This window comes from Chitinophaga sp. XS-30, from assembly GCF_008086345.1.
Lineage (GTDB): Bacteria > Bacteroidota > Bacteroidia > Chitinophagales > Chitinophagaceae > Chitinophaga.
This window is the reverse complement of record NZ_CP043006.1, coordinates 2033923-2050366: the sequence shown is the minus strand read 5'-3', so window position 1 is coordinate 2050366 and position 16444 is coordinate 2033923. Positions and strand designations below refer to the sequence as shown.

At 49.3% G+C, this 16444-nt stretch carries 12 protein-coding genes; 4 read left to right on the top strand and 8 right to left on the bottom strand.

The window, feature by feature from the left end:
• Nucleotides 1-9 precede the first annotated feature (9 nt).
• The 3 genes from FW415_RS08445 to nirB all read right to left on the bottom strand — a co-directional run bounded on the left by FW415_RS08445 (nt 10) and on the right by nirB (nt 4268).
• Entirely contained in the window at nt 10-1302 is a 1293-nt protein-coding gene (locus FW415_RS08445) for an alginate export family protein (protein ID WP_148383824.1), read from the bottom strand.
• An 81-nt stretch (nt 1303-1383) separates the two neighbouring features.
• Entirely contained in the window at nt 1384-1743 is a 360-nt protein-coding gene (nirD, locus tag FW415_RS08440) for a nitrite reductase small subunit NirD (RefSeq protein WP_148383823.1), read from the bottom strand.
• 26 nt (nt 1744-1769) lie between these two features.
• Complete coding sequence (gene nirB, locus FW415_RS08435) at nt 1770-4268, bottom strand: nitrite reductase large subunit NirB (protein WP_148383822.1); 2499 nt, start codon at nt 4266-4268, stop codon at nt 1770-1772.
• A 367-nt stretch (nt 4269-4635) separates the two neighbouring features.
• Between nirB and FW415_RS08430 the strand changes: the two genes are divergently transcribed.
• The 3 genes from FW415_RS08430 (at nt 4636) to FW415_RS08420 (ending at nt 6573) form a co-directional block, all read left to right on the top strand.
• Complete coding sequence (locus FW415_RS08430) at nt 4636-5577, top strand: helix-turn-helix domain-containing protein (protein WP_148383821.1); 942 nt, start codon at nt 4636-4638, stop codon at nt 5575-5577.
• A gap of 179 nt (nt 5578-5756) precedes the next feature.
• Nucleotides 5757-6206, top strand: a complete 450-nt coding sequence (locus tag FW415_RS08425) for a MauE/DoxX family redox-associated membrane protein (RefSeq protein ID WP_148383820.1) — start codon at nt 5757-5759, stop codon at nt 6204-6206.
• 94 nt (nt 6207-6300) lie between these two features.
• Nucleotides 6301-6573 carry a hypothetical protein gene (locus FW415_RS08420; protein ID WP_148383819.1) on the top strand — a complete coding sequence of 91 codons (273 nt, stop codon included), beginning with the start codon at nt 6301-6303 and terminating at the stop codon, nt 6571-6573.
• A gap of 64 nt (nt 6574-6637) precedes the next feature.
• Here the strand turns inward: FW415_RS08420 and FW415_RS08415 are convergent, their stop codons facing one another.
• The 5 genes from FW415_RS08415 to FW415_RS08395 form a co-directional block, all read right to left on the bottom strand.
• Nucleotides 6638-8026, bottom strand: coding sequence for a RagB/SusD family nutrient uptake outer membrane protein (locus FW415_RS08415; RefSeq protein WP_148383818.1), 1389 nt, complete (start codon nt 8024-8026; stop codon nt 6638-6640).
• A 10-nt stretch (nt 8027-8036) separates the two neighbouring features.
• A complete protein-coding gene (locus tag FW415_RS08410) occupies nt 8037-11582 on the bottom strand; it encodes a SusC/RagA family TonB-linked outer membrane protein (RefSeq protein WP_148383817.1) in 3546 nt (1181 codons plus the stop codon).
• 132 nt (nt 11583-11714) lie between these two features.
• Nucleotides 11715-12248: a sigma-70 family RNA polymerase sigma factor gene (locus FW415_RS08405; RefSeq protein WP_148383816.1), complete on the bottom strand. Its 534-nt coding sequence runs from the start codon at nt 12246-12248 to the stop codon at nt 11715-11717.
• A 232-nt stretch (nt 12249-12480) separates the two neighbouring features.
• Nucleotides 12481-12684, bottom strand: coding sequence for a hypothetical protein (locus FW415_RS08400; RefSeq protein WP_148383815.1), 204 nt, complete (start codon nt 12682-12684; stop codon nt 12481-12483).
• Between the two features lie 39 nt (nt 12685-12723).
• Nucleotides 12724-13884, bottom strand: a complete 1161-nt coding sequence (locus tag FW415_RS08395) for a FecR domain-containing protein (RefSeq protein WP_168208734.1) — start codon at nt 13882-13884, stop codon at nt 12724-12726.
• Nucleotides 13885-14066: 182 nt separating this feature from the next.
• On the opposite strand from FW415_RS08395, the gene FW415_RS08390 reads away from it, so the two are divergent.
• Nucleotides 14067-16349: a GH92 family glycosyl hydrolase gene (locus FW415_RS08390; protein ID WP_148383813.1), complete on the top strand. Its 2283-nt coding sequence runs from the start codon at nt 14067-14069 to the stop codon at nt 16347-16349.
• Nucleotides 16350-16444 lie beyond the last annotated feature (95 nt).

Genomic DNA, 16444 nt, shown 5'->3' with positions numbered 1-16444 from the left:
GTTCGCTTTTTATTTGGAAAACAGTTCCGGTTTGATGTTGATGGACAGGTACGCCCAGTTGCTGTTGCTTTGCGCGTTCGTGACGTTCTTCACTGCGGAAGATGTGAGCCATGCCGTGTTCCAGAAATGACTGTATCCGCCTTCGAAGCCGATCATACGGGTAAGGTTATACGTTACCGTAAGGTCCGCTTCCGTTCCGAATTTGCTGCTCATCGCCGCGCTGTAGAACTGGTGCGCATCGGCGCTGACCATCCACTTTTCCCCTTTTTTGAATTTTGCCTTCAGGTAGTAGTCCTGCAGGCCTTTATTGCCGAATCCGCTGGCTACATAGAAGTAATCCATGGTACCCCAGAATTTATGCGGCGTTCCGTACAAAGGATCGAAATCATCTGTGGTATAGTCCACACCCGCTTCTGCGGCGAAGCTGCCGGAGAAACGGTGCTGGTAAGCCAGGGAAAGCAGCGCCGCGCTGACGGACTTCCCGGCGGCGTTATTACCTGCCTGGTAGTAGGCGGCGGCTGTCAGGGCGTTCCGGAAACTGAAATGAAAACCGGTCGTAAAACGCTGATGGGTAGCGGCTTCCCATTGCTTCACCGCCAGGCTGTCCGTATAATATTTCGAGAACTGATCTGCCAGCAAGAGGAAAGACAGGCTGCTTTTGTTCAGCTGTTTATTGATGTGCAAAAACTCCAGGGCTTTGTATGCCGCGCCGCCGTTGGTATTAGCGGGATAATTGCCGGCGGGAACAGCGGAGTACACCGTGCCGGAAGCATTTTCCCGGTTCTGGTTGAATGCGCCGCCGAGATGAAGGTTCCAGCTGCCGGCCTTGTACTTCAGCACGGCGGCATCGTGACGGCGGCCTTGCTGCAACCAGTCCAGGTTGCCCAGCAGGCGGCTGTCGTCATACACCAGTTCCTGCCGGCCGATCTTCAGATGGAGGCTTTTATTTTTGATGATGGTATCTGTCAGCAATACTTCCGCCCAGGCTTCGTGCAGCATGAAACCGTTGTTGTCAGGTGTGGTGGTACGGTTGATGGTGGAGACATCCTGCCCCCAGACCCGCACATCCTGTACGGTCAATCCAAGTCTGATCCTGTGGCTGGTAAAACCCGCCATGAGGCGGCTTCGCTGGGAGGTGAAAATTGCGGGTTTCGCCCCTTCAGGAAGGGGGGCTCCCTGTCCGTCCCGCAGTTCTGTGCGGGTCCTGAGCTGTGCGCCGAGCGAGATTTGTGCGCTGCACTCCTGGACGATGAAGGAGCCAAAGAAAATTGAAAACACCCCGCCGGGGAATAACTTTTTCATGTAACTTTGGTTAAATTTTAAGTGAGCCGATCATATTAAAATTCAGAAGCCCGGTCAACCTGCCAGTTGCCGGGTTTCGTCTTAATATGTATTAACGCCGATATACACCCGGTCATCTTCTATTCTGACGGGATAAACGGTGAGTGAACATTCCTGTTCATCAGAAAGGCATCTGCCATCTTTCAGGGAAAAGGTCTTTTTGTGAAACGGGCAGGCCACTTTCGGCTCTCCCTGATGCGTACCCGTCATTCCCCGGCTCAGGGCCATCTGCCGGCGGTGCGGACAAAGGTTCTGCGTGGCGTACCAGGTATCGCTGCGCGTGAAATAGAACAATGCGATCTGCTCCTCCTTATACTTTACACAAACTCCTCCATTGGCGGGAACATCCGATGTTTTGCAGGCGTAGAACCAGGTAACGTCTGTTGTACTGATAGTTGACATAACTGAAGGCTTTTAAGGTTGATAGATTATTTCCATTCCGCAGCTTTCTTCTGGGCGCGCATCGTTTCAAATTTTACAGTCGGATCTTTTTCTTCCGGAGCATTTACGAAGTGCGAAAAGCGTTTGCGCAATTCGGGGCTGTCCACCACTTCTTTCCATTCGCATTTGTAGCTGTCCACCAGCAGCTGCATTTCTGCTTCCAGCTGTGCGGAGATGCCCAGGCTGTCATTCACCACTACATTACGGAGGTAGTCCATGCCGCCTTCCAGTTTGTTCAGCCAGGTGGCGGTGCGGGTGAGCGGGTCAGCTGTTTTGATGTAGAACATCAGGAACCGGTCTATATACCGGATACAGGTTTCGCTGTCGATGTCTCCGGCCAGCAGTTGGGCATGCTGGGGCTTGGAGCCGCCATTGCCGCATACGTAGAGGTTCCATCCTTTTTCCGTGGCGATGATGCCGAAGTCTTTCGACTGGGCTTCCGCGCATTCGCGGATGCAGCCGGAAACGGCGGACTTGATCTTGTGCGGCGCGCGAAGGCCGCGGTAACGTTCTTCGATCTGTATGGCGAAGCTCACGCTGTCATGCAGCCCGAAGCGGCACCAGGTAGATCCCACACAGCTTTTTACCGTACGCAGGGCTTTGCCGTAGGCATGGCCGCTTTCGAAACCTGCGGCGATCAGTTCTTCCCAGATCAGCGGAAGATCGCTGAGATGAGCGCCGAACAGATCTATCCGCTGGCCGCCGGTGATCTTGGTATAGAGATGATATTTTTGCGCCACCTGCCCGATGACGATCAGTTTTTCCGGTGTAACCTCGCCGCCGGGGATGCGCGGCACAACAGAGTAGGTGCCGCCTTTCTGGATATTGGCCAGGTAGCGGTCATTCGAATCCTGGGCCGTATCGTTCCCTTTATGGAGGATCATATCATTCCAGAGGCTGGCGAGAATGGAGCTGACCACGGGTTTGCACACTTCGCAGCCTTCTCCGTGACCGTAGTGGTCCAGCACCTCATCGAACGAGCGCAGTGATTTTACTTTTATCAGGTCCAGCAGCTCCTGGCGGGAGTAAGCGAAATGTTCGCAGACCACGTTGCGGATATACTTGCCCTGGGCTTTCATGGTAGCTGTGATGAGGTCTTTGACCATCGGGGCGCAGCCACCGCAGCAGGTACCGGCTTTCGTGCATTTCTTCACGGCATCCAGGGTTTCCTGGCCTGCTTCCACAGCCTGGCAGATGGTCAGCTTGCTGACGTTCTCGCAGCTGCAGATCACCGCTTCATCCGGCAGGCCGGTTACGCCGGCACCCGGCGCAGCATTGCCGTTCCTGGCGCCGAGCAGGATATCTTCCGGGTTCGGCGGAAGGACCACCTTGTTCTTGCAGGTCTGCAGCAGCAGGTTATACGCTTCCGCATCCCCGATAAGGATACCGCCCAGCAGATGCTGACCGTCCGGGGAGATGTTGATGCGCTTGTAGATGCCCTTCATGGTATCTTCCAGCACAATGCTGCTGCCCTGTTCCGGTGTAATGAAGGGATTGCCGAAACTGGCCACATCCACACCGATCAGCTTCAGCTTGGTGCTCATGTCGAAACCGGTAAAGGATTTCTGTTCATTCAGGATGTGCGAAGCCGCAACTTCGGACATTTCATAGCCCGGCGCCACGAGGCCGTATATCATACCATTATATAATGCACATTCGCCCACCGCGTAAATGGAGGGGTCCGTGGTCTGCATCTGTTCATTTACAACAATGCCGCCACGGTGACCGGTTTCCAGGCCGGAGAGCTTCGCCAGCTCATCCCGGGGCTGGATGCCCGCGGAGATCACCAGCATATCGGTGTCCAGCGCCGTATCGTCAGAAAAACGGAGACCGGTAATACAATCATCACCGAGGATATCACTGGTATTTTTGCTGGTATGGACCTTAAGGCCCAGTTTTTCGAGTTTGGAGCAGAGGATGTTGGAGCCCTGTTCATCGATCTGCCTGGGCATGAGGCGCGGAGCGAATTCGATGACGTGGGTTTCCTTCACGCCGAGGTCCAGCAGCGCTTTTGCAGCTTCCAGCCCCAGGAGGCCACCGCCTATTACGGTGCCTTTGCGGGCCTTGGGAGCATAGGCCTGCATCAATTCCAGATCCTCTATCGTCCTGTAAATGAATACGCCCTTTTTATCGATGCCGGCGATCGGCGGCACAAAAGCGGCCGAACCTGTAGCCAGTACCAGGTAATCATAATGTTCAGTAATACCTTTATAGGAAAGAACGGTTTTATGGGTGCGGTCGATCTGCTGTACAGGATCGCCGAGGTGAAGCCTGATATTTTTGGAGGCGTACCATTCAAGGGGAGCCATGCTCAGATCTGCGGCGGTTTTACCGGAAAAGAACTCGCTCAGGTGAACGCGGTCATAGGCAGGTAAGGGTTCTTCTCCAAAAACGACCAGTTCCAGGCCCTGATTATTGGATTTTTCGACTATTTTTTCGCAAAATTTATAGCCGACCATGCCATTACCAATTACTACGATTTTCATGGTGGGTGATTTTAAAAGTTCCGGTTTGATATATTAATATTTTATTAATATCAGTTTTATAACGAGAATTACCATGAAAATTGAATAAGGTGTATGACTATAATCATAAAATTAAGGCATTTTGATCTAATTTTTCATATTAAATCCTTGATAAACATCATATAATTTATATTATAATATATATACTACTGGGAAATCGCCCCGGGGCAGGATTTCGTATATCCCTGGTAGATTACCCCGGGAGTGCCTTATAATTTCCCGTTTCAGATGTTACAACATCTAAAAAAAGCACCTTATCTTAATTCTCCAAATGGCTGCGGTATGCCAACTAGCTTATAGCCATTTCTAACACCTAACATTCAGCTTTATGAGCGTGACACCCGGTATTCTTCAGGGCGATCAGTTCAGCTATTTGCAGCAGGTCCCTGCCGCACCAGGCCCTTTTGTCCTGAACGAGGCCCAAACGTTGTGTGCCGAAGCGCCATATGGTAATATTCTCCTGCAATACTTTCAGGATCAGCATTATACTGCATGGATATGCGACGTTAACCTGGAAAAAAGAACCACCCTGCAGGCCGGTCTGCCAGGATCTTCCCTCGCATTGTTGTATATGCTGACGGGTAAGGCGTCCCTGCTGGCCCCCTATGGTTCCCTGCAACTTCAGGAACAGGGCTGCACGCTGCTGCACGGCCCCGAAGCTCCGGCATTGAGCATTGAACCAGGTTATTCCCGGATCATGCTCCTGTTATTCAACCCATTACTCACCTCCCTGCTGGACAATACCGCCCACCCGGTGGCCGGGGTCCTGAATATCAGCTGCAATGAGAATTGCCGCAGACTGATAAACGACATTCTGCAGAACAAGGTTAAAGGCGATACCTGGCGCTTCAAGCGACAAGTGCTTTTCCTCGATCTCCTATTCAGCACCATGCATGAATTCAGTTGCCAGCAGGGCCGCCCGCGGCATCGCGACTTCGGGAAACTGGAGGAAGTAAGAGGTTATATACGGGAGAATGTTGGCAAAAAAATGTCCCTCCAAACGCTGGCGGACCGGTTCGACATACCGGCTGCCCAATTAAGATATTCCTATAAACAAGTGTACAAACATCATCTGACTGACTACATCCGCCAGGAACGGCTGTCACGGGCAAAATTACTACTGTATCAGACAGATATGCCCGTACACGAAATCGCCTGGGAGGTGGGATACGAGTCGGCTGCCAGCTTCGCACGGATATTCAATGCATTATACAAACAATCCCCTTCCGCTTTCAGGCACTCTCGCCGCCGGGAGTGCAATCCTCTTTGAAAAGAAACTTTCTATTTCGGCACAGCGATTTAAAAATAATATTATTAATTTCACAGCGGCTGACTTTATACATTACATGTGAGAAATATAACTGTCAATTCGACGGCAGAGACATGCAGAGATCAAAAACCAACACCAACAACCGGGAAGCAACTTTAGCCTGTTATAAATTTTAATCTATGTCAAGAAAATGGTTGGTGGAAACCATCGCGTTGCTGCTTTTTATACTATTCGTGTATGCGGCGACGAGCAAACTGGTCGATTACAAGCACTTTTCATTCCAGATAGATGCTCAGCCGTTGGACAACCGTTTCACACCCTGGATCGTATTCGGTATTCCGGGACTGGAATTTGTTATAGCTGCCATGCTGATCTATAAACGAACACTGATGGCCGGTCTTTGGGCCTCTTTGATACTGATGGTGATATTTACAGTGTATATCATACTGATCCAGTTGAACTATTTTGGCAAGATACCCTGTTCATGTGGCGGAGTGATTAGCCAGTTGAACTGGACACAACATCTTTTCTTCAATTTGTTCTTCGTGTTCATCAGCATTGCAGGTATTATCCTGCACAGGAAACAGCAACAAGATAAACAGGATAACGGCACGATATTGGCGTCTTGAGGCAACTTATCCCTATTACAAGGCAGGTTTAGCCACCTGCATATCAATTAAATAATGTTCGAAGATTTTTAAAACCAACAAAACCAATTTTTCCATGAAAAAGATCAAACTAGTTGCACTGGTAGGCGCCCTGATTTTAAGCGCGGCCGGCGGGTATGCCAATTATCAGATGAGGGCACAGCATTATTATATCGTCGCTGGCACTTCTCAATACAACTCGTTTTATCCTGTGGCGCTAGAAGAACCATCTGGTACTTGCGGTGCCCCCGGGTTTGACAATGTTTGCGTGGTTAGTGCAGCAAATGGCTACCAACAAGGACAATCCATACCTTCATATGAATGTATCATCATCAGTTCATATGATTGAGTTACGCAAATACGAACAGGTTGTTGAAATCTAAAGTCAACAACCTGTTTTTACCAGTCGCGCACTATCTTTCATTCTGCTCAATTCCGGCATGGTCAATTTCATTCTGGGGGAAGGGATAAACATATCGTTTATCATTCGGGATCAATTGATACAGCGTTCCACCTACATTCCTTATAAGCGTCTTGGCAAAACGAGGTTCTTTATTCAATCTTCTCAAATCCTGCCATCGTATCTGTCCAGAAAACGGCAACTCTCTTCTTCTTTCATTTAGTATTTTTAGCAAGGCTATATCGGCATCGTTGGTATCAAACGGAATGTAAGTGCCTGTTTTATACCGCTTTTCCAACAAAGTATTTATATCAGCAACAGCGGCACTTGGATTGCCAAGCCTTGCATTGCATTCCGCCCTTATCAAGTATATTTCATTTGTGGCCAATCCTGCAAAATTTCTGCCTATCCCCGCATACGTTCCTCGAAACTTTGGTTTACCTGAAGTTGCGACACTAAAGAAATAATCTTTTCTCAGATCATCGTTATCGTAAGAATCATATAATACACTGTCAACGTATGAACGATTCAGGCTCTCACTGGGAATCGTCGCACCGTATCCAATTGCATAAGCATAAAAAATAATCTCGTCATTGCCTGTCGAAAAATCAGGAAACCTATATGGCTTAGAAAGCGAAACTGCACTGCTGTTAAAATCCAGCAACGCATTTGAATAAACCAAAGTAGAATCGGCAAACCGCCTGGCATTCATATAATCCCCCATCAATAAATAAACCCTTGCCAGCAATGCAAAAGCGGCAGGCTTTGACGGCCTTGTTTTGTGAGATTGAGCAGCAGGCAACAAAGTAACTGCTAAACTTAAATCGTTGACAATTTGTTCGTAAGTACGCTGAATAGTGGATCTGGGTTCAATTTGGTTGACGTTGGATTTTGTCCTAATGCAAATTCCTAAATCTGTTGCTGCGGTTTCATTATCAAAAGGCTTACAAAAAATACTGGCCAATTCATAAAACATACTGGACCTAAAGAACAGGGCTTGCCCTTTGATACTACTGTACCGCTCCAAATTGACGGCATCAACCTGCACATTATTTAATCCTTCCAGTACAATATTAGCATATCCTACAACAACGTAAGAAAATGTATAGTCGGAGGAAACTGACCCCTCAAAAATATCTTTCGACCAGATATATGCATTTCGTTCAATAGAACTGACTACACCAATATTATCGTCTGGAAAGTAATAATTATCTCCTCCCAACTGCCCGATTACCGGATAGTTTGCATTCATAATTGAGTTATCCAATATCGCCTGGAAATCATCCAAAGTCGTGGGTACTATATCAGATTGCTGTCTTTTTGCATCCAACCAATCATTCTGTTTTTGGCAACCTGCCATAACCGTTAAACAAAATAAACTGATTTTTATAGCTTTTTTCATCGGCGTATTGTTAAAAGGTAGTCTGCACACCAAATGTACACGAGAATGGATTCGGTAACATGTGAACGTTGGGGGAAAGATGATCTACATCCGGATCCAACTTTTGTTTATTGGCCCGCCAGATAATTCCCAGGTTATTAAGATAAGTATATACTTGAATACCGCGACGTTTCGATGGAATTACGTAACCGAAGCGAATGTCCTGCAATCTTATATGATCCCCTCTCTCAACAAGTATCTCGGAATATTGATAAAAGTTATTGCGGAAATTATTTGGAGGATATCTCAGGGATGGCACATTGCCAGTTATTTCATCTCCAGGTGTTTGCCATCTAGCACCATAATCCCTATTCATACTACCGGTCAATATACTCGGGTAATTCAAACTAACACCCGCTCTCCTGAAATAATAACCCAGTTTATATGTCACATTCAGTGACAGCGAAAATCCTTTGAAAACAAAGTCATTCCTGAAAGCTCCATAAATTGTCGGTGAAGCTGAACCATGAAACACAAGACTATCGGGGTTATAATTATTGATGATCCCACTGTAATCTGTGCTCACATCTCCATTCAGGTAGCCTCTGGGATCACCGTTTGTTGGGTCCAGGCCGGCCCATTTATAACTGAGCAACCCCCTTATGGGTTTCCCTTCAACATAAAGAATTCCTAAAGGATCTTTTAGTATGACCGAATTAGCATTAGGCTTCATATCATAATCGATAATCTTATCCTTCAACTGACTGAAAAGTAAAGTCGACATCCATTTCACAGGCCCATCCAATATCTTTCCTCTCAGGGTAATATCGAAACCAGCCGTACGGGTGGTAGCCGAGTTCTTGATCACCGTTACAAAACCAACCTGCGGCGCTACATTCGCTCTTTCGATCAGATCCAGGCCCCTCTTGTCAAAATACTCTACCGTGCCGGAAAACCTTGCGCCTTTCGACATAAAGTCCAGACCTGCATTAAATATTTTCACTTTCTCCCATCGCAGCTGATCATTCTGCGGTGAAATATTGACAATCGAAGGCAACCCTGTTAATGGTTCCGTCAGGTATGTCCCAGTCATATACGCCGAACCATTATACACATTACCGTTAAACCCGTACGAGCTGCGCAGGCGCAACTCGGGTAACCAGCTCCCCGCACGGTAAAATGGCTCCCGGCTGATATCCCAGCCCAGGCCCATGGACCAGAGCGGTGTGATCTTTTCATTCGTGCGCACACCAAAGAGGTTCGCACCATCCTTTCTGCCGCTGACCGTAAAATCGTACCGTTCTTTGTAGCTGTAGCCCACATTGGCGTAGTAGGAAACAAATCTGTTCAGGATACCGGACACATCTCCGTTCATGGGGAAGGCGGTATTAAGTGTGGATGCTCCGCTTGGGAAAGTGGGATACAGTGTGTTATAGTTCAGATTGGGCGTACCGGTGCCGGTGGCGTCCGAGTACCCGATGGTATGCCGCTCCGTACCAACGGCTGACAATTCCCTGATCTCTCCTCCCAGAATGGCCGTTATGCCATGGTCGTTGAACTTCTGGTGATAGTTGAGATTGGCGCGAAGGTTATTGGCCCGCCAGTCGTAATCGCCCAGCGAAAGGATACCGCCTTTCGGGAAATTATAGGTGAAAATACCGGTAACCGGGTCTTTCACGGAAAATCTGTTGATCAGGTTACGGGCAAAGTAGCTATGCTCATTTCTATAGTTCCGGGAGGAGATCAGCTGCCTTTCATTCTGGTATTGCATTTCGGCATTGAGAAATGGTGTGAACCGGTATTTGACAGAGGCGCGCAGCACAAGGTCCTGTATAGTTGTGCTATTGTCCGCATTCCTGATCTCGTCGAGGGGACGGTAGTGCCAGTCCTTATACCCTTCCTGGGAAATGCTGTCTATGAAGGAAGGCCTGTAATCCCTGGCGGTAGGCAGCGCATGACCGTTGGCATCGGCCAGCCGGGCATAAGGATACAGCATGCCGTATTTTGTACCGTTTACAGACAGGGCGCCGAACCGCAGCTCATTATGCTGGTTCACCCTGCTGTGGCTGTAATTGATATAGGCGGTGACCTCCAGGCCTTTTACCGGTGTGTAGGTATTGGAAGAAGTGATCGTTGACCGGACATTGCCGTTCCTCACCAGGTTGTCCCGGTTCCGGTCATGGCCCACGGAAAGATAGTAGGCATGATCTTCGGAGCCGCCGTGCATGCTCAGCGCATATTGCTGGCTGACGGCTTCCTGGTAGATATGCCGGAGAAAGTCCTTTCTGACGTCATTGGATTTCAGCGCATTGATCTGTGCATTGGCTTCAGCTTCGGAAAGCAGGCCGTTCCTTTCCCTGGCCAGTATCTCCACTACGGGGGACAGCGGGGGAAAACTGCTCTGGTTGCTGATATCGGAATTGAAATAACCGGCTTCAAAAAGTTCTTCCTCCACATCGATATAATCTGCCGCACTCATGTAATTGGGATCATAATAGAGATCCGGTTTGCGGGTGATGGTGAGATTTGTATTGAAGTCCATCCGCATTTTCTGGTTCTTCCGGCCTTTGCGGGTGGTGAGCACGATGACGCCGTTACCGCTTCTTGATCCCCAGATGCTCGCAGAGGCGGCATCTTTCAGTACGGTGATGGATTCGATATCGTTAGGGTTGATATTCCTGATATCGCCTTCGTATGGAAAATTATCCAGTACGATCAGCGGATTGGGGTTGACCTGGTTGGGAGATAAAGTGCTGATGCCCCGGAGGTTCATGCCGAGGGAAGCGCTGGATGGCATCTTCGAGATCAGTCCGAGGGATGGGGTATTGAAATTCAGCAGGCCGCTGGTAATGCCTTCCAGCCTGTCGAGGATGCTGCCGTTGGGCCTCCGGTTGATCAGTTCCCTGTCCAGCAGCACAAAGGAACCGGTAGAGCGTTCTTTCGGGAGGGTCTGGAAACCGGTGGACACTACGGTGATGCCTTCCATATGTGTAATGGCGGGGTCGAGCTGGAATATCACATGCCGTTCTCCATCCAGCCGGCGTTGCCGGGCGAGGTATCCGACCGAGCTGATAAGGAGCACTGATTTATCCGCCACGTTCTCTATGCGAAAGCTGCCATCGGTGCCGGTGAAACCTCTGGGTGAGCCATTGACGGCAACGGAAGCGCCGGGCACGGGTGCGCCTTCATTGTCCAGGACAATACCGGTCAACGGCGCCGGGTTTGTTCTGCGGGACACATGCTGCGTTGCTGATGCAGTCAGCAGCACGAGGTCTCCCCGCAGGCTCCAGGCAACATACAACCCGTCGGTAACCACATCCATCACTTCTTCGAGGGATGCATCCCTGAAATCCACATAAAGTTTTCGTTCCTTGTCTATTACGGCGTTGCTGAAAGAAGCGGTCAGGCCCATCTGCACGCGTATGGCCCTGAATATTTCCGCCACGGTATGGTTACCGCTCAGGTTCAGCCGGGATGTTGAAGGGGTGTTTTGTGCAAGCAATGCGGAAGAGGTAAAGATCCATAGTATGATCCAGATTGAACGTTTATACAGCGCCGATATAACAGTTCCTGTCATCTTATCTCTTCCTTTTTATAAAAGTTGCTGTACATGGCGTGGATATCTTTACAGGACGCAAAATGAAAAAATCCTATGCAACATAGGATCACAAAAATGTCAAAAGCTTCGTAAATAATAATCGCTTAACAATCAGCGCAGGCCTGACAGGGAAATACGCAGGGTTTTAAGGGCGATCTTTACATGGCTTTTTACTGTTTCCATGGCCAATCCCATTTCCTGACCGGCTTCCCGGTACGATTTATTATCGATATAGGTCTTCGTAAAGGCCCAACGGCGTTGCAAGGGCAGATCCTGTACTGCCTGGTTGATACGTTCGCGCAATTCCCAGGTCTCTGACTGGTCTTCTATAATATAACCGCCATTCATATCTACGAAATGGCCATGTCTTTTTTCCGTACTTTCTTTTGCGCTCTTCCGGGTCAGGCAATTATTCTTTACCGCGCTGTACAGATAGGATCTGATCGCAGCCGGATTTACATCCTTCAGATAATTATTCTCCCATAGGCGGATAAATGTATCCTGTACAACGTCTTCCGCTTCATGCCCGTCACGCAAAATCCTGAAAGCCTCTACGACGAGTGCTTCGCGAAAACTGAAATACAAAACTTTAAATTCCTCCTCCGTAAGCCCGGAACCATTCATAGTTGTGCATTCTTCATTCATAAATCAGAGTAAGATTGGCAACTTGTTCAAATACAGCAAATTCAAAACAAGTTAGTAAATTTCTGTTAACCTGTTTTGAAAAATTATCCGGTTGAAACATCTTATTGAAAATACTGAAAAAACTGCTGCTTGAATCATTTGAAGATGTTAATCTTCGGTTAATAGGCGATTGCATTGGTGAAAAACCCAAAAAAAGTCCGTATTGGATAAAAGCAGGCAAAAAAGGAGGGTACTAGCGAATGCGTTCAGCATCCTTTACGATCTCGATATGGTATCCGATATGAGACAGGATCTCGTTGGTCTCTTCCAGGAGGTCCATCAGTTCACTGCGCAGCCGGGTATTCTTCTCTCCTACCCGTTCTGCAAAATCTTCCCAGCTTAGATTATCGGCCAGGAATATATATTGCAGTCTATTCGTCAGATCAACATTTTTCATCTGTCTGGCTTTAAAGAATATTTTCTAATCGTTTTTGTGCTAAAAAAGATGCAATACGCCATCTTCCAACCTGTAGTTGATCCGCTGTGTCAGGCGCAGTACCTCGAGAAAATCCTCCAGGGGAACTGATTTCTCCAGCTTTCCATCGTGTTTGTACGATGCGATGGCCGGGTTGTCAAATACCACCTGCACATCATACCAGCGGTCCATTACTTCCGCTACCTTTACCATGCTGCTACTGTTGAAATAATAGATCCCTTTTCTCCAGGACAAGACCTCATCTTCATCGAATTTCCGGACAGTCATTCCGGAAGAGGTCTGATTGACCACCTGTTCTCCGGGGCGGAGCAACCTGGCATCGCCGCGATACACGGCCTTTATGCTGCCTTCTACCAGCGAGGCGCTCAGCCTGCCGGGTTGGTAGGTATTGATGTTAAAAGAAGTACCCAATACCTGCACATCGCCGGCCTGGGTACGAACTATAAATGGTTTACTCGCATTGGGGGCTACTTTGAAGAATGCTTCTCCCCGCACTTCCACTTCCCGGGTATTGCTACCGTTGAATGAGAAGGGGAAGCGCAGGCTCGAAGCTGAATTGAGGCTAACTTCAGTGCCGTCAGAAAGAACAATGTTGTAGTCCTCCCTTGCGGGCACTTCTAATGTGTTCCATTGCGTTGCGTGAGCTTCGCCATGCTCATAACGTAATGTTTTATTTTGATTGCTCAGTTGCACCGTTCCCGCCATGATTTTTTTCTGCGCACCGGCGCCGGTCAGCGCCACCTCTTCTCCTGTAGACAATTTCAGGCGGATATCGTAATTTTTTCCGGTAGCCGCAGCCAGCGCGGAAAAGTTAACGGATTGTTGCCGGGGCTCCGGCCAGATCAGGTAAAGCCCTACCGACACTACCAGCGTTACACTGGCTGCCATCAACCAGCGGCGGACTCCCATGCTATGGATGACCACGGCCTCTTCTTTCTCCATCACATGCTCCACCAGCTCATCCCATCGGGTACTGGTAGGCTTTTCCCTCAACAGATCCTGCATCTCAGGGGAAGCATACAGGTCATCCAGCTCCCTGCACATTCGTCGTACCGCTGAAGAACGCATTGCGGCCTCCAGTTCCTGCTCCTCTTCCGGAGTCAGCGAATTGGTCAACTTTTGCAGGTATAATTGCCTGATATGTTCCTGATCAAATTCCATGGTAAACCCGGATATGCTACTAAGACTGAGCATAAATACAAATCGGGGGTATCGGGGGCAAAAAAAATTTCAAAAAAAAGCAGAACCCCTTGCGGGGAACATCTGCAAAACACATGGAAAACCGCTACCTATCTACGCTAAAACGATTTATCTTTGGTAGCATTAAAACCAATTCGCAACGCATGAGAAGATTTTCCCTCGCGCTTTTATTATTGTCCCCCACCCTGGTTTTTGGGCAGGACCTGGTACAATATGTAAAGCCTATCATCGGCACAGCAAAAATGGGGCATACCTACCCGGGGGCCACGGTCCCCTTCGGCATGGTGCAGCTCAGCCCGGAAACGGATACCATTCCCTACGAGATGAATGGCAAATACAACCCGGACGTGTACAAGTACTGCGCTGGTTATCAGTACATTGACAAGACCATCGTGGGTTTCAGCCACACCCATTTCAGCGGCACCGGGCATTCGGACCTGGGGGATTTCCTCATCATGCCCACCACCGGCGCCCTCCAATTGAACCCCGGAACGGCGGACCAGCCACAGAATGGTTACCGCTCCCGTTTTTCGCATGACAACGAGACCGCCGAAGCGGCTTATTACAAAGTAAAGCTGGATGACCATAACATCCTGGCCGAACTCACCGCCACCAACCGCGTGGGCTTCCACCAATACACCTTCCAGGACGGCGGGAACGCCCATATTATACTGGACCTGATGGCGGGTATCTATAATTATGACAACAAGAATGTGTGGACCTTCGTACGGGTGGAGAACGATTCCCTGATCACCGGCTACCGGCAGACCAGCGGCTGGGCCAGAACCCGTACGGTCTATTTTGCCATGACCTTCAGCAAACCCATCAAAAAGTACGGCCATCAGAACTATGCCAATGATGTGTACCGCGGTTTCTGGCGGAAATTCGATCAGACGACCGACTTCCCTGAAATGGCCGGCCGCCGGATCAGGGCCTGGTTCGATTTCGATGCCCAACCAGGTGAAAAGATCCAGGTGAAATTCGCATTGTCCCCGGTAAGCACCGCAGGCGCGCTCAACAACCTGCGCACCGAAGCGCCGGGCTGGGACTTCGATGCCGTGAAACGCAAGGGCCAGGCGGAATGGAACAAAGAACTGGCAAAGATCAGGGTAAAAGCCCTGAGCGAAGATGATATGGTAAACTTCTACACCGCCATGTACCATACCTTCCTCGGCCCCACCACTTATATGGACGTGGACGGCGGCTACCGGGGGCTGGATCAGCTGAACCACAAGGCTGACGGATTTACCAATTATACGACCTTCTCGCTCTGGGACACCTATCGCGCCCTGCATCCCTTCTTTAATATCGTTCAGCCGAAGCGGAATGCGGACATGGTACGCTCCATGCTCGAACACTACAACCAGAGCGTGCATAACATGCTGCCGGTCTGGAGCCACCATGCCAACGAAAACTGGTGCATGATCGGTTATCACAGCGTTTCCGTAGTGGCCGATGCCATTATGAAAGGCAATACCGGAAGTTACGATGCCCATGCCGCCCTGGAAGCCTGCGCCACCACCGCCAGGTACCGGAAATACGATGGGCTCGGCTATTATATGGATATGGGATATGTGCCGGAAGACAAGAACGGCTCCTCCGTATCCAAAACGCTGGAATATGCGTATGACGACTGGTGCATTGCCCAGGCCGCCAAAAAACTGGGCCGCAACGATCTGTACCAGGAATTCATCAAACGTTCGGAAAACTACCGCAACGTATTCGACCCTTCTACCGGTTTCATGCGCCCCAGGCTCAGCGACGGTTCTTTCCGGAAAGAATTTGATGTGCTCAGCACCCACGGCCAGGGATACATTGAAGGGAATGCCTGGAACTACAGCCTGTACGTCCCGCAGTACCCGGTGGAGATGATCGCGCTGATGGGCGGCAAAAAACAATTCACCGGTCACCTGGATTCCCTCTTTACCATGCACCTGCCGGATGAATTCTTTGCGGAAACGGAGGATATCACGCGCGAGGGGATCATCGGCAACTATGTACACGGCAACGAACCGGCTCATCATGCGGCTTACCTGTACAACTGGACGGATGCTCCATGGAAAACACAGGAACGTGTGCGCATGATCCTGGAAAAAATGTATAAACCCACAGCAGACGGGCTTGGAGGGAATGACGACTGCGGACAGATGAGCGCATGGTACATTTTCAGCGCGCTGGGCTTCTACCCCGTTGCTCCCGGCGCTACGGAATATGCACTGGGCAGCCCCGCCATCCGGTCTGCCACGCTGCAGCTGGAAAACGGCAAGACCTTTACCGTGGAAGCCGTGAACCAGAGCGCTAAAAATGTATATGTGAAGAAAATAGAGCTGAACGACAACCCTTTGAACAGCCGCTTTCTTTCTCATGACGATATCATGAACGGCGGCAGGATCGTTTTCCACATGGCCGCCAAACCCGCAAAGTAGGCATAAAAAAACATCCCGAAGAATCGGGATGTAGTGTCTACAGTGAACAATGAAATAGCAAGTTGCTACTATTCCAGGATCTTTATAGTTCGATT